The sequence below is a fragment of the Microbulbifer mixtoriginis (SeqCode) genome, from assembly GCF_052467235.1.
In genome coordinates this window covers 2,111,238-2,130,433 of record NZ_CP174305.1, presented here as the reverse complement: position 1 = coordinate 2,130,433, position 19,196 = coordinate 2,111,238, and the positions used below count along the sequence as shown (strand labels likewise).

The following is a 19,196-nucleotide window of genomic DNA, read 5'->3' as shown; positions in this document are numbered from 1 at the left end:
CCCAAGGGGAGCAGGCCGAAGCGGTTGGCTCACCAGAGGAGGCCCCGGCGGAAGAGTGGCAGGAGCCATCTGTCACCGATAAAGAGCCCGCTCCAGAGATGGAACAAGCGACTGCTGATGTGCAGGAACCTTCCACAGAAGCTGTTGAGCCGTCGCCCGCTAGTACAGCCAATGCGCAGCCCGAAATTCCGTCTAGCCCTGAATCTGAGTTGCCAGCCGATACTGAAGCAGCAGCGCCAGAACCGGCTCCTCGGGTTCAGGAGCCAGCGCCCAAGCCCACCCCCGTGCAGGAAAAACCCGTAGCGAAAAAGAAAGAGGGTTTCTTTGCACGTATTCGCCGCGGGCTCAGCCGCACCAGCAATCAGTTTGTCGAGGGCATGGGCAACCTGTTCCTCGGAGCCAAAGAAATCGATGAAGATCTGCTGGAAGAGCTGGAAACCCAGCTGCTGATGGCAGATGTGGGTGTCGAGGCCACCAGTGAAATTGTTGAGCGCCTCACTGAGCGCGTCTCACGCCGTGAGCTGGCCGATGGGGATGCGCTCTATAAAGCGCTGCAGCAAGAGTTGGCAGAGCTGCTCGACAGTGTCGACGCGCCTTTAGTGTTGGATACCAGTAAAAAGCCCTATGTGATTTTGGTAGTCGGCGTTAACGGCGTTGGTAAGACCACCACTATCGGCAAGCTGGCGCACCGTTTCCTCGGCGAAGGCAAATCGGTGATGCTTGCCGCCGGCGACACTTTCCGCGCCGCTGCGGTAGAGCAGTTACAGGTTTGGGGACAGCGCCACGATGTGCCGGTGGTGGCTCAGCATACCGGTGCGGACAGCGCTTCGGTAATTTTTGATGCCGTGCAGTCGGCCCAGGCCCGTGGTATTGACGTGGTAATCGCCGATACAGCCGGCCGCCTGCACACCAAGTCCAACCTGATGGAAGAGTTGACCAAGGTGCGCCGTGTAATGGGCAAGCTGGATCCCAGTGCTCCCCACGAGGTGCTATTGGTGCTGGATGCCGGTACCGGCCAGAATGCAATTAACCAGGCTGCGCAATTCCGCGAGGCGGCCGGTGTCACCGGCCTGGTACTCACTAAGCTTGACGGCACCGCCAAGGGTGGCGTGATCTTTGCCCTGGCGCGGCGTTTCGGTATTCCTGTGCGCTTTATAGGTGTGGGTGAACAGGCTGAGGATCTGCAGCCGTTCCGCGCGCGCGAATTTGTCTCGGCGCTGTTTGGCCGTGATACCGCTTGATCGCCACTAAACCCTCTTAGGGAATAACAAGAACAAAATCGTGATCACCTTTGACAATGTGAATAAGCGCTATGCATCGGGGCAGGACGCCCTGGTGCGTATCAGCTTGGAAGTCCCTCGAGGCGATATGGTGTTTCTCACCGGCCATTCAGGTGCGGGTAAGAGCACACTTTTGCGGCTGTTGACTGCCATCGAGCGCCCCACTAAAGGCTCGATTTTGGTCGCAGGGCAGAATCTCAACCGCCTGCGCAATAGCCAGATCCCCTATTACCGCCGCAACCTGGGTATCGTTTTTCAAAACCACCAGCTGCTGTTTGATCGCAGTGTGTTCGACAATATCGCTCTACCGCTGGCAGTGGCCGGTTGCAGCAAACGCGAAGTGGGCCGCCGGGTGCGTGCCGCTCTAGACAAAGTAGGTCTTCTGGACAAGGAGAAACACAATCCCATTACCCTATCTGGAGGGGAGCAGCAGCGGGTGGGTATCGCCCGCGCAGTAGTGAACAAGCCGGCGATCCTTGTAGCGGATGAGCCTACAGGTAATCTGGACCCTCAGCTGTCACAGGAGATCATGCAACTGTTTTCCGACTTTAATGCTGTGGGCGTCACTGTATTGGTGGCAAGCCACGACCTGGAATTGATAGCGCGCATGCGCCGGCGGGTATTGACCCTGCAAGCCGGTCAGTTGATCTACGACGGAGTCCCAAGCCGTGAAGCACACCCAGTCTAGAGTCCAGCGCCCGGCGAGCAGTGGCATTGAAAAGCGCCCGCGTAGCAGTGGCGCGGTGGCTGCTCGCACCGGTATTTCGGATCGCTGGCAGTCCTGGCTCGACCACCATCGCCAGGTAGCACGGGAATCCCTGCGCCGTTTTTTCGCTACGCCCATGGCTAGTGCTATGACCGCCCTGGTGATTGCTATCGCCCTGGCCCTGCCCGCCGCATTGCAACTTGGGTTGGCAAATTTTCAGCGCGCTGTGGCCGGCTGGGATGGTCAGCCGCAGATTTCAGTATTTCTCAATAAGAGAGCGCAGAAAACGGCAGTAGACTCCTTCGCCGCCAAACTGCGCAGCGACCCGGCCATCGCAGAGGTGACTTATATTTCTCCGGAAGCGGCGCTGGCGGAATTCGAGCAGGCATCCGGGCTCGGCGATCTCCTGGTGGGGCTCGATGCCAACCCTCTGCCGGCAGTATTGCTGCTGCGCCCGCGAGATACCCATAACAGCGAAAAATTGCAGCGCATTGTGGATAACCTACAGGAGCACGCCCTGAGTGACTCGGTGGTGCTCGATCTGGCCTGGGTGCAGCGCCTAACCCAGCTGACGGAGCTGGGGCAACGGATGTCCGCAGGGCTCGCGCTGCTGTTGGCGCTGGGGGTTATCCTGGTGGTGGTCAATACGATTCGCCTGCACATTGAGAGCCGTCGGGAGGAAATCCTGGTGGTAAAGCTTGTGGGTGGCACAAATGCTTTTGTGCGCAGACCTTTCCTCTACAGTGGTCTCTGTTATGGGGCTTTTGGCGGACTGCTGGCATGGGCTCTGTTACTGGGGGCGGTGTTGCTATTGTCCGGGCCGATCTCAGGCCTCTCCTCTAGCTACGGTAGTAATTACAGCCTAGTGGGGCCCGGTTTCAGCTATTTTGTTGGCCTTATCGGTGGCGCTGCTTTGCTTGGGCTGCTGGGGGCCTGGCTGGCGGCGGGCCGTCACTTGCGCGAGATCGAACCCTGCTGAGAAGAGTGTTTACACGCCTTGGTTTAGCCAAGAAGCGTAAAGCTGTAGCGAATTGGGGAACCTAGTCGGGATTTGGTCCCTCTAAACGGCTGCAATACAAGGGAATACGGCAGTTGGCGGCGGACTTTCTTAACCGCTCGTGCAAGTGCTACACTGAGTCCAGCCTGTTGCCGGATAAAGTGTCCGACGACAGCGGCCGCTGGAATCGGCCGACTAATAATGAGAGGAGAAACCTGAATGGGAACCAGCCTACAGCCAGTGCATACGCTGTCTCCGGGCGCCAACCTGGGAGCTTACATCCAGACCGTCAGCAGCTTCGATGTGCTGTCCGCGGAGGAAGAAAAGCGCCTGGCAGAAGACCTCTATTATCGCGAAGATATTAACGCGGCCCGCCAACTGGTCATGTCCCACCTGCGCTTTGTCGTACATATTGCCAAGTCTTATTCTGGCTATGGACTCAACCAGTCGGATCTGGTGCAGGAAGGCAATGTTGGTCTGATGAAGGCGGTTAAACGCTTTAACCCCGAGAAAGGGGTACGTTTGGTCTCCTTTGCGGTGCACTGGATCAAAGCGGAAATTCACGAATTTATCCTGCGCAACTGGCGCATCGTGAAGATCGCTACCACCAAGGCACAGCGCAAGTTGTTCTTCAACCTGCGTGGTCAGAAGAAGAAACTGGCCTGGCTGAGCAATGATGAAGCCAAGGCGGTGGCTAAAGATTTGAATGTGGATGTCGCCCAGGTCCATGAGATGGAGGGCCGCCTTGCCGCTCATGATGCCGCATTTGATGCGGGGGTGGACGACGATGACGACACCGCCTGGCAAGCGCCGGCACACTACCTGGAAGACCGCAGTTATGATCCGGCAGCTCAGTTGGAGCGGGATAACTGGCAGGAAACCAGCTTCAACAGTCTGGCCAATGCTATGGAGCAGCTCGACGAGCGCAGCCGCGATATTATCCAGGCACGCTGGCTGAGCGAGGAGAAATCCACTCTGCACGAGTTGGCAGATAAATACGGAGTCTCCGCCGAACGTATCCGTCAGCTGGAGAAGAACGCCATGAAAAAAGTGCGTGCGGCTATGGAGGCCTGATAGCGCACTTTGGCAGTTCGGAAAAAACCGCGCAGCAGCGCGGTTTTTTTATTTCTGCGATGCATGGACCCGCTTCGTCGGGCGCAAAAAAATGGGATAAGCCATGGTTAAAGTTTACCTTCTACTCGCCGCATTATTTGGCGCCAGTGGCGTTGCTCTCGGTGCCTTTGGCGCACACGGCCTGCGTGGCAAGGTCGCCGAGCCGCTATTGGAAGCCTACAAGACCGGTGTGCAGTACCAGATGATCCACGCCCTGGCGCTATTGGCTGTGGCGCTGCTGATACAGAATTGGGGAGAACGTCTGTCACTCACTCTGAGCGGCGCTTTCTTTGTATTTGGCTTGGTGTTTTTTTCCGGTAGTCTCTACGCCCTTACCCTGGGTGGGCCGCGTTGGCTGGGGCCGATTACACCGATTGGTGGGTTATTGATGATCGCCGGCTGGGTGACACTGTTTATTGCCGCCGTGAATACCCCCAAATAGCCGGGCTGTCGCCTATCAAAACCCGAATAAGAGAAAACCGTTTCGCATAAGAGGTCGCGAACAATGCAAGACGAATCCGCGGAAGAGTTTCCCTACCGCACCGAGTACAAGAAAAAATCTATCCGCAGCTACGTGATTCGTGCGGGGCGGATGACTGAGGGGCAGCGCCGCGCCTTTGATACTTACTGGGGAAAATATGGTCTGTCGCTCTTCGATGGCCCTCTGAATCCAGTTGAGGCATTTGGCCGTGAGGCTCCGCTTGTGTTGGAGATCGGTTTTGGTATGGGCGACTCACTGCTTGCCATGGCCCAGGCCGAACCGGATAAGAATTTTATTGGTATTGAGGTGCATCCTCCCGGTGTGGGTCGGCTGATTAACAATGCCGGTAAAGCCGGGGTTGAGAATCTCAAAATTTATATGGCCGATGCGGTGGATGTTTTGAATGACTGCATTGGGGATGGCATTTTGGACAGGTTCCAATTGTATTTTCCCGATCCCTGGCATAAGAAGAAGCACCATAAGCGCCGCATCGTGCAGCCGCAGTTTGTGCGCCTGATTTGCAGCAAGCTGAAAACCGGCGGTGTCATGCATATGGCTACGGACTGGCAGAATTATGCCGAGCATATGCTGGAAGTGTTGCAAGCGGAGTCACTGCTGGAGAATACCTCCTCCAATGATGACTATGTCGAGCGTCCAGAGTGGCGCTCGGAAACCAAGTTTGAGCGCCGCGGCCAGCGCCTTGGGCACGGTGTCTGGGATCTGGTGTACCGCCGCCTGCCCGGAGAAGCTCCCGCCCTGGCGTCGAGCGAAGAGACAGTTGAAAAGCCTTCCAAGCCGGCACCGGAGGTCGAATAACATCCAATTTTCCACTTGGAGAGTTTTAGCAATAAGCGCCGACTGTAAGTCGGCGTTCTCCCCCACCTACGGCAGTACCCCACCCTTTCTTTAAACGTACAGCTGCCAGTTCTTCTTGAAAGATTCCCAGCGCTGTTTGTCTGCGGTGATACGGATATTTCTTACCGAGTTTTCGTTGTAGTACATCCAATCCGATAACACGATATTGTTTTGGCTGCCGGCATAGTAGCGCATGCGGAAGCGGCGAATATATTGGTTGGGTATTGCCAGGAAGGCTACCTCACGACCGGGGGTGACGTTGGCGACCTCAACGCATTCATGTCCAGTTTTGTCGAACTCATAGACAAATCCGGCGATGGCTTTATCCACCCTGTCGGTTTGGTGCAGGTAGTAGTAACGCACCGGACAGTAAGTTTTGTTGTGCCAGGCAAAGCGCGCTACCACGTTGGGATCGTCAGTGCTGGATATCACCTGGCAGGAAGCGCCGCTACCGAGATGGGGGTCGTGGCGGTTGTTGTTATCCATTTTTGGAAAAAATCCCCCTGACTGCCACAGCATTTGCGGCGGCCGGGTATCCCCCCGGTACAGGCGCCCCGGTGTCATATGCAGGTTAAAACCCGAGCGGCTAAAACGATAACGATACAGATTGAAAGGGATGTCATTGTGGTTCTGAATATTGCCCAGAGCCAAAGGTTCTGACAATGCGGCTTCACTGGCCTGGCGATACCAGCAATAGGCGCCGCCCAGCAATGTGGTAATGGCGTTTTGACGTCGCTGTATTCCATCCGAGGTGAGCTGTTGTACCGGGTTGGAGGGATTGAAGCCGGTCAACCAGGTATACATTGCCTCTATAAGGCTTTGGGATGTGTTGGATATGCGGGTGTAATCCAGAGTCTGGATCAGTGCAGCCTGAGTCACTAACTGATCAATTCGGGTTAGTCCATCTTTACTGCGGCTGTACTTCCAACTGCAGCGAGAATTTTGTTGAAAATCGGTGGCGTATTCTCGAATAGTTTTTGGTGGGCGGCACGAAGTTTGAATCAACTCTGGGCGAACCAGGTTTCTTACGTAGTTATCTATGTTTGGCGCCAGCATCGGTTAACTCTCCGCTGTTTATAAGTATATTTTTTATTTCCCGTCTATGATTTTCATATTGGGCGCGGCATTAAATAGTAGTTTTATTAAAAATGCAGAACAAATAACACAAAGATAATCGAATTAATTTGAATTTAAAGTAGTTAATCAAATTAATAAAAATTGAAAGGGGGATGGTTTTAAAAAGATTTCGGTGTCAGTAATGGGTAAATGCCATACTTCAATTTCAATCCTCTGCGGTGCTGTGTTGCTTTTTTCTGTCAGCAATGTTTCGGCCGATTTTGTCGGTACCCTCAATCTCTATGCCAATGGCGGTAAATACTGGTTTAACAGTGACCGTTTAAACGGAACCCCTTTTCACGGATTGACTTTGCAGGATACCACCGGTGGTGGTGGTGGCCTGGGATTTAATATGACCAACTACTGGGCGATGGAGGGGGTGGTCGATTACTTTATTGTTGGAGTGGATGATTTTCCCGAAAAGCTCGAGATTTACAATTACCACCTGGACCTCCTCTACCAATTTGGTGGGCAATTCTGTGGTGATTTTTGTTGGCAGCCATATGTGGCTTTTGGCGTTGGCGAGATGCGTATTAATTATGATAAGGCGCCGAAAAAACGTTACAGGAGATATTACACGGACGAGGATGGGATAGAACGTTACGACTGTAAATATCGGTATAAACATGGTTATAAATATCCTGACTGGCACCCCTACCGGAGATATCTGTGCAACTGGCATGATCGCCAAACCATGGTCAATCTCGGTCTGGGGATAAAATACAGCCTCGGTCCCCGCTGGCAGGCCCGTGCGGATGTGCGACTTTTTCAGGGGGTGGATCACGGTGGGTTGGATGGTTTTGCCAGCGTTGCGATTGGCTACCAGTGGATCGAGTACCCGGACTTTTGGTACGACGAGGATGCGGACGGGATTATCGATGCAACCGATCAGTGCCCACAGACCCCGGTAGGTGTGGATGTTGGCCCCGATGGCTGCCCCATGGATATCGACTTTGATGGAGTGCCGGCCTATATCGATCAGTGCCCGAATACACCGGTCGGCACCGCCGTGGATGAATATGGCTGTATTCGCAGATAGCTAATGCCTTTTTAAGGCTTCCGGGGTAGCTCCTGGAGGGCGATAAAGATGCCCTCCAGGAGCTACTTTGATAGACAAACGGTCGAGTTACTCCCCGCGCAATTGCTCAAGTTGCTCAGAAATTTCCAACCACTCCATTTCCAGAAGGTCGAGAGCTTCGCGATATTCGGTTTGCTCTTTATTGAGGCGTGCAATTTCATCTTGCTGACCTCCCATGTAGAGTTGCTCATCGGCCAACTTGCCTTGAACTTTTTGAAGTTTTTCCTCTGTTGCGGCCATTTGCCGCTCAATATTTTTTAATTTATTGGTCAGGGGTTTTAGTTGTTCTCGCAGGGCGGCAGCGGCACGGCGTTGGGCCTTTTTATCTTCTGCAGGTTTTTCCTGATTATCACCGCTTTCTACTGATTTTTCCTCACGCCGCTTTTCCCGGTTAAAACCCAGTAGCCACTGTTTGTAGTCCTCGAGGTCACCGCTATAGGGTTCCGCACGACCATTTGCGACCAGAATAAATTCATCGGCGGTATTGGCGAGTAGATGGCGATCATGGGATACCAAAATAACCGCACCGGGGAACTCAGCCAGGGCCATGGTAAGAGCATGGCGCATTTCCAGGTCTAGGTGGTTGGTGGGCTCATCGAGCAGTAGTAGGTTGGGTTTTTGCCAGGCGAGGATCGCCAATGCCAGGCGGGCCTTCTCTCCACCAGAAAAGCCGGCTACGGTTTCAAAGACCCGGTCGCCAATAAAGCCGTATCCGCCGAGGAAGTCGCGCAGAGACTGCTCACTGGCCTCGGGACTCAGTCGTTGCAGGTGTAATAAAGGAGAGGCCTTGCCATCCAGAGCTTCGAGCTGGTGTTGGGCAAAATAGCCAATAGCCAGGTGTTCGCCACACTGGCGCTCCCCGCTCTTGGGGGCAAGCTCGCCGGCAAGGGTTTTAATTAGCGATGACTTACCCGCGCCATTGGGACCGAGCAGGCCGATACGGCGGCCGGGCTGAATACCCAGTTGTACTTTCCTCACGACCACTTTGTCGGCATAGCCGATATCAGTTTCGCGCAGATCGATCAGCGGATTGGAAGTTTTATCCGCAGATGGCAGGGTGAAGTGAAAGGGTGAGTCCACATGGGCTGGGGCGATTTGTGCCATGCGGTCCAATGCCTTTAAACGACTCTGCGCCTGTTTGGCCTTGCTGGCTTTGGCACGAAAGCGCCGCACAAAGTCTTCCATGTGGGCGCGTTCGGATTGCTGTTTTTCGTATTGTATTTGTTGCTGGGCTAAGCGCTCGGCGCGTGTGCGTTCGAAGGCGCTGTAGTTGCCGCTATAAAGCACGAGCTTTTGCTGTTCAAAACTGACAATGCCATCAACCACTGCATCGAGGAAATCGCGATCATGGGAAATAATTAACAGGGTGCCGGGGAAACGCTGTAGCCACTGTTCCAGCCAGAGGGTCGCGTCTAGATCCAGGTGATTGGTGGGTTCGTCCAGCAGCATCAAATCCGCGGGGCACATCAATGCTCTAGCCAAATTGAGGCGAATGCGCCAGCCACCGGAAAAGCTGCGCACCGGGCGCTGTTGTTCCGCGTGCGCAAAACCCAGGCCGTCGAGTAACTGTGCGGCACGCGCGGGCCCGCTATAGCCGTCGATGCTGGCCATACGCTCGTGCAGCTCGGCCAGTTTGTGGCCATCGGATTCCCCGCTGGTTTCAGCCTTTTTGAGCTGGTCTTGCAGGTTGCGCAGTTCCCGATCGCCGTCGAGTACATAGTCGAGGGCCGACTGATCGCTAGCCTCCACTTCCTGGGCCATATGGGCAATTCGCCAGCCGCCGGGGATATCCACCTGTCCAGCGTCGCTTTCCAGTTGACCCAGTAGCAACTTAAACAGTGTTGACTTACCACAGCCATTCGCGCCGATAATTCCCACCTTGTGGCCGGGGAATATACGGCAGTCTGCACCGTTTAGCAGGTCGCGCTCGCCTCGATGCAGGGAGACACCTTGCAAATTAATCACTGGAAAAAACCTCTTATGAACAGGCCGATGAATGCTAGGCTATTCGACGTATTTGTACGTATTCGCCGCCGCTTGAGCGCGCCGAACCGCAAAGGGCCTGGATTTTAACGTGACAGATAGCACACCTCCATCCTCTTCCAAGGAAAACCCACTGTGGCAGTTCAGTCTGGACTTCTATCGTCATCAAGGGGTTGAAGACTTCTTGCTCGACTGCCAGGACACGAAGGGGGCCGACGTGTGTTTAATGCTTTGGGCTAGCTATGCAGCGGTTTGTGGACACCAGTTGAGTGAGGAGGGGTGGCGTGTGGCTGATCGCGGTTTGGCACCGCGTCGTAGAATGATTATCAGTGTACGCCACCTGCGTCGCTTACTGGGGCGCTTTCGCCCTCATACAGTGCGTGTGTACGAAATGTGTAAGCGTTATGAATTGAAATTGGAACGCTTGCAGCTGGCGGCACTTTGGAAAATTTGTCTGGAGGCATGGCCGGGAGATAAGCCTGCGCTACAGCTTGCGGGGCAGCAATATGGGCTTTTACAAAAAGATCAGGTTCACTGGGCAGGTCTGATTGAGAGTTTTATGGCTTCGGTCGAAAATCTGGATGCCGTCTGAATTTTTCAGGCAGCGGCTTTAGCAAACACAGTGTGCTGCCAATAAAATTGGAAGGTTTCTACCTACTACCAATCCCATACTTCCAATAAATTATACCGTAATGGACTGGCTACTTGGCACCCACCCTAATAGAACCGGCCGGGTGCCAATCTGTTTACAAAGTATTAGGAGCGCCTATTCGCCACGGTGACCCTCTGTGGAAAACAGGCTATTGGCCGGTGTAGTTGGCGTAATCGATGGTGCTGGTGGAGTTTGCTCCAGTGGTTTTTGCTGCTCATCAGATGCCAGGTTCTTTGCTTCTTCAGTGGGTTTTTCCTGAATTTTGCTTTCACTGGGTGCGGCTTGCTTGGGTTTTTCCTGTTGCGGCTTTCCTTCTTTGGCCTTTACCTGCTCAGGTTTAGCAACTTCAGAAGTTTTTGTCGCTGTTGCGGCTTTAGTTGGGGTAGCTTTCTTGCTGGCGGGTTTTGCTACTTTTTGCTTGCTCGCGGTGGTAGTTTTTGCCGGCTTGGTAGCGGTTTTCTTTGTGCTACTAACAGCTGCCTTCTTTGATGGTTTAGCAGTGCTCGTCTTTTTCGCAGCAGCTTTCTTTTCGCTGGCCTTTGCTGCTACCGTCTTTCTCGTAGATTTTGCCGTGCCAGCTTTTACAGACTTAGCAGAGGTTTTACTGGTGGCTTGCTTAGTGGCGGTGGGTTTTTTCGCCTTAGGTTGAGTCTTAAGCAGCTCTTTTTCCGTTTTAGCTGCGACTTTACGTACGGTTTCCGCCGCTTTGAGCTCTGCTTTGGCTCTGGCTTGCAGATACTTGGCATCGGCAGCAGCTTGCTTAGCCTGTTGAAATACCTCGTTAAATTTCTCTACATTGCTTTTAGCGGTTTCCACACGCTTTAGAGCTGCGGGCGTCTTGGTGGTTTTCGCCTTAGCGCGGGCTTCACCCAGCTTGTCCTTTGCCTTACTCAGCTTGTCTTTTGCTGAGGTCAGGTTTTTTCCGGCCTTGAGTACCGCTTTGCCGGCATCGGTGATTTTCTTATTGCGGGCTTTGTCCAGTTTTGCGGCGAGTTTGGAAATTTGTGCTTCCAGCTCTGCAACCGGATTGACAGCTTTTGGTTTGGCAGCCATGAGTAAATGTCCTGACGTTTATTATCGATTGGCACTTCCGGATAGTGCGCTCTTCTTCCTTTAAATACGATGGATACCGCTCTAGCAAGAGATATGCGCACCGCGCACTGCCCCAAACTGAAAAGCACTTCAAACAGTCCAGAACAATAACCGGTTACTGGCCGATAATAGCGCTGTTTTTAAAAAAAATGTATGCCGTGTACTGCGAAAAAAGCGTTGTCTGCAGATTTTTTGTGAAGCGGCTGGAACCTGCAAGGGGAATGTGGTGTCCTGCACAGTGTGCGCGTCATCAGTATGCACTGGGAGTCGCCTTGGGTTAGACTTGGGCGCACTGGCGGAAACTGTGCGCCTGGTGGCTTAGGGCCGGAACAGAGTTGCTTGAAATACCGCTGTTGGCGTTGGACCAAGGTCAAGCGCGAATCTATAAACGCAATACGGACAAAGAGACAACACCCATGAATAAATACCCTTTGGCTGCAGCAATTGCCCTTGGCCTGGCGCTGACCGGCTGTAACGAACAGGGACAGAAGCAGGAAAAAGAAGTTGCCCTGGACACTCAGGAGAAGAAGGTCAGCTACATCATTGCCGAAGACATGGCTAAGCGCCTAAAGGCTCAAGATGTGCAGCTGGATCCCAAAGTGGTTGCGATGGCACTGAACGACGTTGCCAGTGGCCGCGAGGATCGCTTGTCCGATGAAGAAAAGCAGCAGACTATTGCCGCTTTCCAGGAGCAGATGCAGAAGAAACAGCAGGAAATGCTGGCTCAGCAGGAGAAAGAATTTAAAGAGAGCGCCGACAAAAATATGCAGGAAGGCAAGACTTTCCTCGAAGAGAACGCGAAGAAAGATGGTGTAGTCACCACTGATTCTGGCCTGCAGTATAAAGTGATTAAAGAAGGTAGCGGCAGCAAGCCAAGCGCTACCAGCACCGTTGAAGTTGATTACAAGGGCACCCTGATTAACGGTGAGGAGTTCGACAGCTCTTACGCGCGCGGTGAGCCGGTTCAGTTTCCGGTAAACGGGGTAATCAAGGGCTGGACAGAAGCTCTGCAACTGATGAAAGAAGGCTCCAAGTGGGAACTTTATATCCCCTCTGAGCTTGCTTACGGTCCCGGTGGTGCAGGCGGTAAAATTGGCCCCAATGCCACTCTGATTTTTGAAGTGGAACTGCACAAAGCAAATGTTGCTGGTGATGAGGGTTCCGAGAAAAAAGAAGAAAAGAAAGAAGAAGCTCCATCTGAATAATCTGACTTTTCGAACTTTACTGAAAAAGGGCGCCAATAGGCGCCCTTTTTTTGTGCTTGAATTTATTTCGCTTGGCTACCTGGTTTTATTTAAAGATTAAATGCATTCGCAGATATATTCCGGCTAACTGGTCGTCAGCCGGCGAGTGAAGGCGAGCAAAAAATAGGAGTCCCTGGGCAACGAAAAATTGCATGCAACAAGAGGCGGCTGTGCTAGGCGATCCGATTTTTGTGAGCGGTGTGTAACAGGGCGATCATTCTATCTTCGGAGCTAAAGCGGGTTTCTAGCGCCTCTCCCAGTTCGGACAGATCCGGTGCCAGGCTGGAAAGGTCGTCCGTCTCCAGATATTTATCGTTGAAATCAACGGCGATATCTGTAGTCCTATCGATATCATCGTAGAGTTCACAGGCTTTTTGCAGACCTTGTTTATCATCGAAGGCCTGCCCCTCACGCATCAGTTGTTCATAGACCTCAAAATGACCGGCTGACACATAGTCCACCAGCAGCTGGCACAGCTGACGGACACGGTCTTCAGTTTCGGGATCATCCTCACTGAATTCCTTTTTTTCGGATAGGTGGTAGAAACTCACTAATAGGTTTTGTCGTGACTGAAGCCAGCGGTCAATAATTTCGCTGACACCACCCCAGCGCTCCCGCGCCGACTTGCAATTTTCCAGCATCGCCAAGATGTCCTTTTGTTACTGTTGCTGCAGTGGCAGCTTATTAGCTTTTTGCTGATCTCGAAGGCCCTTAGGAAGATAGGAGATTCCCCCGCCGGCAGCAAGGAGTCAGGCGCAAAGTACGTCAGAATGCTGTGACGGCTGTGTAAATTTCACTGCTCGCGTCGGCAGGTGACTCAGGGGGCGATAATTAGCGGTAACAATAGCGCGCTTAAGGCGCCACAGAGTCCCATAGCGAGGGCGGCACAGGCGCCACACAGCGCACTGATTTCCAGTGCGCGCGCCGTGCCCACGGCGTGGGCATTGATACCGAGCACCACGCCGAGAATCCGCTCGTCGCGAATACCTAGGTGGCGCACCAGCGGTGGTCCGGCCAGGGCTCCTACCACGCCGGTGAGCACCACGATTGCTGCGGTCAGGCTTAAGCTCGCGTGAACTTTTTCGGCAATTGCAAGTGCGATGGGTGTGGTAATGGATTTTCCGCTAAGGGCGAGTAGTACAGACTTCCCCACTCCGAGTAAAAGTGCGATCCCCACAGCAATTGCTGGGGCCAACAGGGCTCCGACGGTGATGGTTACCAGCAGGGGCCAGCCAGCGCGGCGAATCACTGTCAGGTTTTGTTTCAGCGGTACGGCCAGCGCGACTACGGCCGGACCTAGTAAGGCGTAGAGTAGACCGCTGGCATCCTGGTAGTCGCGGTAGGGAATATCCAGGCTATAGAGAGCTGCGAAAACTAGCAGACTTGCGGTGATTATCGGGTGTAACAGTACCGTACCCGTGCGTCGGTACAGCAGTACCCCAAACCAGAAGGCACCGCAGCTCAATGGCAGGGCAAACAGCGGGCTGTGTAGTAACTCACTGTTCATTGTTGTGCACTATATCGGTTTTTCTGAGTAGGCGGCGCAGCAACAGAGTACACAGCGTAAGGCTGATCAGGGTGCCAAAAAGAATTGCGGCGAGCAGGCCCAGCCAATCGGATAAGGAGAGATCGCGCAGAAAGAAGACCCCAGTGGCGGCGGGTAAAAATAGCAGTGGCAATAAAAAGAGCAGCTGTGCACTGACTTTTGCCAGGCCGCGGGGCACGCTGCCGTAGACCATTAGGCCCACCAGTAGCAGCAACATCCCAACTACAGCACCCGGCACCGGTAGGGCGAGCGCCTTTCCGATCAGGCTACCGAGCCGTTCGCAGCCAAACAGGATTGCGATACCGAGCACCCAATGGGCTAGCTCGCGTGGGGATGGTGCTGTCATTGGCAAAGGGCGGCTCCGCTGAGCCGCGGTTTAGTGTCCGGTTGATTCAGGCTTTGCGAAATGCCTGCCAGCCGCCAAATAGGATCAGTCCGGCAAAACCGATAGCGGACCAGCCGGGGATACTGAGGCCCATCATGGTCCATTGGACCTCGGCGCAGTTGCCGTCGCCGGTGAGCAGTGCCTTAAGTACATCGGCCATAGGAAAGACCTCCATCATGTAGCTGACACTGGGTCCGCAGGCGGGCACCTGGCCCTCCGGCAGGCTCTGCAGCCACAGCTGGCGCCCGGCAAAATAGAGGCCGCCCAGAGCCCAAATGGAAACCAGCAACCCATAAACGCGCCGGCCGATCGTTGCAGGATTGTGTAGGAAGGCTATGAGAGAGACCAGTCCAATGCCAAGTAACATCACCCGCTGGGTAATACACAGCTTGCAGGGCTCCAGGCCCCGAGCGTACTCCAGATAAAAGGCGGAGCCGAGCAAAAAGACGACAATTAGAAATACCAACAGAAAGGTAATGCGCGGGTTGGGTAAGGTCATGGTTTATCGGATCCTGAATAGTGCTGCCGAAAGCGCTGGGCTTCGAGATTCAAGTCGGTTAGTAGTTTATTGAAATTGTTTTCCAGTTTTGCCCGCCCGCTACTGAGCTCAGGCAGTATTTCCTGCAGCGCAACCGGTTGGCGCAGGCGCTGTCCTACCCGCTCCAGGGTAAGGCCGATGATGCGTTCCTCGCGGTAACTCTGCAGTAATTTAATTTGCTCGGCACGGGCCATAAATGCCCGTGCCTGCGGCGGAATATACCGGCTGTGGCTGCGAAAGTCTCTCCAGCACTGGTCGCAAAATTCTTCCAGGCTCTGTGGATGCCACTCCTGCCAATGCTGTGCCAACAGATGGTCGAACCAGATATCCAGTGCGATACCGGCATAGCGGCGCCAGCTGGGGTCCAACTGCGCCAGGGCCTCACGATAAGAGGCATTGCTGTCGGTGCTGGCATCAATGCGGCGGTGCAGTTTGATACCGGCCTCAATGGCCTCCGGTCGCTCGCCTTTGAGTGGACCCTTCACAAAATCTCCGAGTAGCCCACCCAGGCGCCAGCGGGTGTCGGGACCAGAAAGCAGCAGGTGGGCGAGATAGTTCATGCGCTCAATCCCTATGGGCGGATATCCGGACCCTGCGCCGGTGCTCTGTGTTGCCAGGGCTAGCCCTGGCAACACATATATTGCGCGTAGTAGTGGCTGAGGAATTCCTCGAAGGAGCCCTTGTCTTCCGCTTCCACGCGCTTTTGTCTGAGCAGGGACTCCTCGGCTTCACGAGAGAAATCCCGCACCGACTCGCTGTCGAGAGGACGCTCGAGAAAGTAGCGGCGATGTTGCTCGGCTTTGTGCATAGCCCAATGGTAGAAGTTCAGGTTTTGCTCCTGCATTTCCGCCAGGATCTGCTGGGCTGGGGTGGGTATTTCCCCTTTGACCTTGGCGCGCTGAACTCCTACGGCACTGCGGTACTGGTCGCCGCCCCAAGCGCTGTCGAGTAACTCGGCTACAGTATCCACCTCCCCGAGTAGCTGGGAAGCCCACTCACTGAGCTCCCGTTCGCTTCCGTTGCTGCGCAGCTTGAGGCCGGGCTCGTGGCCGCGATAGACGATACGCTGTTGGTTTTCCTGGGTCGAACGGTAATCGACCTCATCGGTCTCCGGGCTCTCTGTCAGCAGGCAGTGCAGCAGGAAGCTGTCGATAAAGCGCATTTGTTGCGCATCGATGCCCAGCGGCATAAACGGGTTTAGGTCTAGGCAGCGCACCTCGATATATTCGACCCCGCGATTATCCAGTGCCGCCAGGGCGGTCTCACCGCGTTTGGCGGGATTTTTTGGCCTGATCGGTGAATAGAATTCATTTTCGATTTGCAGCACGCCGGCGGAAAGCTGCTGATACTGTCCATCGCTATCCTTGACTCCGAGCTCGTTGTAGGGGCCATAGGGCCGGCTAATCGCTGAACAGAGCGTGGACAGGTAGCTACGCAAGTTGTTGTAGCAAACCACCAGAGACTGCTGCACTTCGCTGTTGTAGCCCAGGTCGCCCATGCGCAGGGAGGTGGCGAAGGGAGCGTGTAGGGTGTGACCGTCGCCGTTAAAAGCTTCGAGCTTATGCTGGCGTCCTTCGACAAAAGAGGAACACACCGCAGGTGCGGCTCCAAACAGGTAGATCAGCAGCCAGTAGTTGCGGCGGAAATTACGGATCAGGTCGAAGTAGCGGCGGGTCTTGAATTCGCACAGGGCTTCACTGCTGCCTTCGAACTCGTGCAGCCACAGCCAGAATTCATCCGGCAGAGAAAAATTGTAGTGGATACCGGCGATGGTCTGCATGGCGCGGCCGTAGCGCAGGCCGAGTCCCAGCCGATAAATGGTCTTCATAGTGCCGCTATGGGAATCTCCGTAGCGGGCCACCGGGATATCGCTATCGGCGCCGATAACACAGGGCATGCTGTTGACCCACAGGCGTTCGTCTCCGATCTGGCTGTAGGTAAAGCGATGAATGCGGTCGAGAATCCGAAGGGCTTCCTCCGGGGTAGCCACCGGAGGGGTAATAAATTCCAGCAGCGCCTCAGAAAAATCGGTGGTGATGCTCTCGTGGGTCAGCGCGGAGCCCAGTGTCTGCGCGTGTGGCGTTTGCGCCAGGGTGCCGTCGTGGGCGACCCGCAGACTCTCTTTTTCCAGGCCGCGACGTATGCCCTTGAGCAGTTGCACGGGTTTGGCCTGGGATAGGGCAGCCAGGTGGGGAATAGGCACTCGAATCTCCTTGGTACTACCGGAACTCTTTCTTGTTGTCGCCGTTGGGGCTACTTGTGCCGGTGCTAAAAGAATCTCCGCTCAGGCGGCAGACTCCGATTCCGATTTGTGCTCGCCGGGTTGTGCGGGCGTCTCATCCGGGGTTTGTGCTGGCGCGACCTCAGGAGCCTGTTCCGGGGCCACTTCCGGCTCTGGCTGTGGTTCCAGCTCGGTGGGCTCTGCAGCCGGGATCTCCTCTGGTACACCGGGCTCGATCTCCGGATCCTCGGGCGCCGAAGATTGCTCAGCGAGAGCTTCTTCCGGTATCAGTGGCTGGGCCTTGGGGTTCAGCGCACACTGCAGCAATTCGATACGCAAGCCGACATCACGGGTATTGGCCTCGAACATCTGGTTGATGGCGACATCTTTATGCTCGCTGCGAAACAGTTTGTTGGGCTCGCGGCCATCAAGCCATTCGCCGCTTTTGCTCAGGAACTGCTGGTGCTGGTTTGTCAGCACATACACGTGACTCATTGTGTTGGGCAACTTTGATGCTGTGACAGAAAGGCAGTTTAGCGACGGGTGCTTTATGGCTCAAGAAGTCTGTGGGGGTGAAAGCGGCAAACGCCCGCCCCGAGAGGATAAGGCGGGCTTCTAGGGATGAATTAACCGGCCCTAGAGTGTTTGCAGCGGGTAGTTTTCGGGGTAAGGCAGGCGGGCACAGCCGCTGTCTACCGCTGCGCGCGCTACTGCGGCGGCAACTTCCGGAAGCAGGCGTGGATCCGTGGGTTTGGGCAAGATATAACTTGGGCCAAAGCTCAGTTCTACCCCGCCGTAGCCCTCGCGTACCGAGTCCGGCACCGGTAAATGGGCGATCTTACGGATGGCTTCAATTGCGGCCAGCTTCATCTCTTCATTGATACGCGCCGCACGCACATCCAGCGCGCCACGAAATATGAAGGGAAAGCAGAGTACATTGTTGACCTGGTTGGGGTAATCCGAGCGCCCGGTAGCCATGATCAGGTCGTCGCGTACGCTGTGGGCCAGCTCTGGTTTGATCTCCGGATTTGGATTTGAGCAGGCGAATACCACTGGCTTCGGCGCCATGCGCTGCAGCTGTTCGGCGGAGAGCAGATCTGGGCCCGATACTCCGAGGAATACATCGGCACCGGTGATAGCGTCATCGAGGGTGCGCATATCGGTATCCCGCGCCCACTCACCTTTATAAGCATTGATATCGGTGCGGCCGGAGTGAATTACCCCACGGCTGTCGAGCATGGTGATTTGATCTTTGCGCGCGCCGGCGGCCAGCAGCAGTTTGCAGCAAGCGGTGGCGGCGGCACCGGCTCCAAGGCACACCATGCGCACGTCGCTGATTTTCTTACCCTGGATCTCCAGGGCATTTAGCATGCCGGCAACGGTCACAATTGCAGTGCCGTGCTGGTCGTCGTGGAATACGGGTACTGGGCAGCGCTCAATCAGTGCCTCTTCAATATGGAAGCACTCAGGCGCTTTAATATCTTCGAGATTGATGCCGCCGAAGGTATTGGCGATGGCGGCAACTGTCTGAATAAACTGCTCCGGGCTGTTGACGTCCACTTCGATATCCACCGAGTTGATATCGGCGAAGCGCTTGAACAGTAGTGACTTGCCCTCCATCACCGGCTTGGAGGCCAGTGGGCCCAGGTTACCGAGGCCGAGGATGGCGCTGCCGTTGGAAATGACCGCCACTAGGTTGCCTTTGCCGGTATAGCGATAGGCGGCCTCTGGGTCCTTGGCAATTTCACGCACAGGTTCCGCCACACCGGGACTATAGGCCAGCGACAGGTCCTCCTGAGTTTCAGCGGGGGTGGTCAGCTCGACTGAAAGTTTGCCGGGGCTGGGGAGTGCGTGGTAATCGAGCGCTGCCTGGCGCAATGAATCCGTCATTTGGGGGCTGTTCTCTCGA

At 54.8% G+C, this 19,196-nt stretch carries 20 protein-coding genes; 9 read left to right on the top strand and 11 right to left on the bottom strand.

Features of this window, described 5'->3' with window-relative positions; translation table 11 throughout:
- Positions 1-98 precede the first annotated feature (98 nt).
- From ftsY to trmB, 6 genes are all read left to right on the top strand, one after another.
- A complete protein-coding gene (gene ftsY / locus ACJJIO_RS09365) occupies positions 99-1,241 on the top strand; it encodes a signal recognition particle-docking protein FtsY (RefSeq protein WP_444910982.1) in 1,143 nt (380 codons plus the stop codon).
- Between the two features lie 40 nt (positions 1,242-1,281).
- On the top strand, positions 1,282-1,968 hold the full coding sequence (gene ftsE, locus ACJJIO_RS09360) for a cell division ATP-binding protein FtsE (protein WP_252083868.1): 687 nt from the start codon (positions 1,282-1,284) through the stop codon (positions 1,966-1,968).
- On the top strand, positions 1,949-2,965 hold the full coding sequence (ftsX, locus tag ACJJIO_RS09355) for a permease-like cell division protein FtsX (protein ID WP_444910830.1): 1,017 nt from the start codon (positions 1,949-1,951) through the stop codon (positions 2,963-2,965). The genes ftsE and ftsX overlap by 20 nt, the downstream gene beginning before the upstream one ends.
- Before the next feature lie 237 nt (positions 2,966-3,202).
- On the top strand, positions 3,203-4,057 hold the full coding sequence (rpoH, locus tag ACJJIO_RS09350; protein WP_252083866.1) for an RNA polymerase sigma factor RpoH: 855 nt from the start codon (positions 3,203-3,205) through the stop codon (positions 4,055-4,057).
- A 103-nt stretch (positions 4,058-4,160) separates the two neighbouring features.
- Complete coding sequence (locus tag ACJJIO_RS09345) at positions 4,161-4,538, top strand: DUF423 domain-containing protein (RefSeq protein ID WP_444910829.1); 378 nt, start codon at positions 4,161-4,163, stop codon at positions 4,536-4,538.
- A gap of 63 nt (positions 4,539-4,601) precedes the next feature.
- Entirely contained in the window at positions 4,602-5,393 is a 792-nt protein-coding gene (trmB, locus tag ACJJIO_RS09340; RefSeq protein ID WP_444910828.1) for a tRNA (guanosine(46)-N7)-methyltransferase TrmB, read from the top strand.
- Between the two features lie 90 nt (positions 5,394-5,483).
- Here the strand turns inward: trmB and ACJJIO_RS09335 are convergent, their stop codons facing one another.
- Entirely contained in the window at positions 5,484-6,488 is a 1,005-nt protein-coding gene (locus ACJJIO_RS09335) for a hypothetical protein (RefSeq protein ID WP_252083863.1), read from the bottom strand.
- A 202-nt stretch (positions 6,489-6,690) separates the two neighbouring features.
- Between ACJJIO_RS09335 and ACJJIO_RS09330 the strand changes: the two genes are divergently transcribed.
- Positions 6,691-7,587 carry an outer membrane beta-barrel protein gene (locus tag ACJJIO_RS09330; protein WP_252083862.1) on the top strand — a complete coding sequence of 299 codons (897 nt, stop codon included), beginning with the start codon at positions 6,691-6,693 and terminating at the stop codon, positions 7,585-7,587.
- Between the two features lie 87 nt (positions 7,588-7,674).
- Here the strand turns inward: ACJJIO_RS09330 and ACJJIO_RS09325 are convergent, their stop codons facing one another.
- Positions 7,675-9,591, bottom strand: coding sequence for an ATP-binding cassette domain-containing protein (locus ACJJIO_RS09325; protein WP_444910827.1), 1,917 nt, complete (start codon positions 9,589-9,591; stop codon positions 7,675-7,677).
- A 109-nt stretch (positions 9,592-9,700) separates the two neighbouring features.
- On the opposite strand from ACJJIO_RS09325, the gene ACJJIO_RS09320 reads away from it, so the two are divergent.
- Complete coding sequence (locus ACJJIO_RS09320) at positions 9,701-10,201, top strand: TIGR02444 family protein (protein ID WP_444903451.1); 501 nt, start codon at positions 9,701-9,703, stop codon at positions 10,199-10,201.
- A 174-nt stretch (positions 10,202-10,375) separates the two neighbouring features.
- Here ACJJIO_RS09320 and ACJJIO_RS09315 read toward each other — a convergent pair whose 3' ends face one another.
- Entirely contained in the window at positions 10,376-11,314 is a 939-nt protein-coding gene (locus tag ACJJIO_RS09315; RefSeq protein WP_444910826.1) for a hypothetical protein, read from the bottom strand.
- 455 nt (positions 11,315-11,769) lie between these two features.
- On the opposite strand from ACJJIO_RS09315, the gene bamJ reads away from it, so the two are divergent.
- Positions 11,770-12,558 carry an FKBP-type peptidyl-prolyl cis-trans isomerase gene (bamJ, locus tag ACJJIO_RS09310; protein ID WP_252083858.1) on the top strand — a complete coding sequence of 263 codons (789 nt, stop codon included), beginning with the start codon at positions 11,770-11,772 and terminating at the stop codon, positions 12,556-12,558.
- A gap of 212 nt (positions 12,559-12,770) precedes the next feature.
- On the opposite strand, the gene rsd is transcribed toward bamJ, so the two are convergent.
- The 8 genes from rsd to ACJJIO_RS09270 form a co-directional block, all read right to left on the bottom strand.
- A complete protein-coding gene (gene rsd, locus ACJJIO_RS09305) occupies positions 12,771-13,238 on the bottom strand; it encodes a sigma D regulator (RefSeq protein ID WP_252083857.1) in 468 nt (155 codons plus the stop codon).
- 176 nt (positions 13,239-13,414) lie between these two features.
- The gene (locus tag ACJJIO_RS09300) at positions 13,415-14,104 is read right to left on the bottom strand and encodes an LrgB family protein (RefSeq protein WP_444910825.1); all 690 of its coding nucleotides are present in this window, start codon (positions 14,102-14,104) and stop codon (positions 13,415-13,417) included.
- Positions 14,094-14,489: a CidA/LrgA family protein gene (locus ACJJIO_RS09295; protein WP_444889052.1), complete on the bottom strand. Its 396-nt coding sequence runs from the start codon at positions 14,487-14,489 to the stop codon at positions 14,094-14,096. The genes ACJJIO_RS09300 and ACJJIO_RS09295 overlap by 11 nt, the downstream gene beginning before the upstream one ends.
- Positions 14,490-14,535: 46 nt before the next feature.
- Positions 14,536-15,027, bottom strand: coding sequence for a disulfide bond formation protein B (locus ACJJIO_RS09290; RefSeq protein WP_252083854.1), 492 nt, complete (start codon positions 15,025-15,027; stop codon positions 14,536-14,538).
- The gene (locus ACJJIO_RS09285; protein WP_252083853.1) at positions 15,024-15,626 is read right to left on the bottom strand and encodes an acyl carrier protein phosphodiesterase; all 603 of its coding nucleotides are present in this window, start codon (positions 15,624-15,626) and stop codon (positions 15,024-15,026) included. Before ACJJIO_RS09285 ends, ACJJIO_RS09290 begins: the two co-directional genes overlap by 4 nt.
- Before the next feature lie 59 nt (positions 15,627-15,685).
- The gene (gene gshA, locus ACJJIO_RS09280; RefSeq protein ID WP_444887562.1) at positions 15,686-17,269 is read right to left on the bottom strand and encodes a glutamate--cysteine ligase; all 1,584 of its coding nucleotides are present in this window, start codon (positions 17,267-17,269) and stop codon (positions 15,686-15,688) included.
- Between the two features lie 81 nt (positions 17,270-17,350).
- Positions 17,351-17,782 carry a hypothetical protein gene (locus tag ACJJIO_RS09275; protein WP_252083851.1) on the bottom strand — a complete coding sequence of 144 codons (432 nt, stop codon included), beginning with the start codon at positions 17,780-17,782 and terminating at the stop codon, positions 17,351-17,353.
- A 141-nt stretch (positions 17,783-17,923) separates the two neighbouring features.
- Positions 17,924-19,177: a malic enzyme-like NAD(P)-binding protein gene (locus ACJJIO_RS09270; RefSeq protein WP_444887560.1), complete on the bottom strand. Its 1,254-nt coding sequence runs from the start codon at positions 19,175-19,177 to the stop codon at positions 17,924-17,926.
- Positions 19,178-19,196 lie beyond the last annotated feature (19 nt).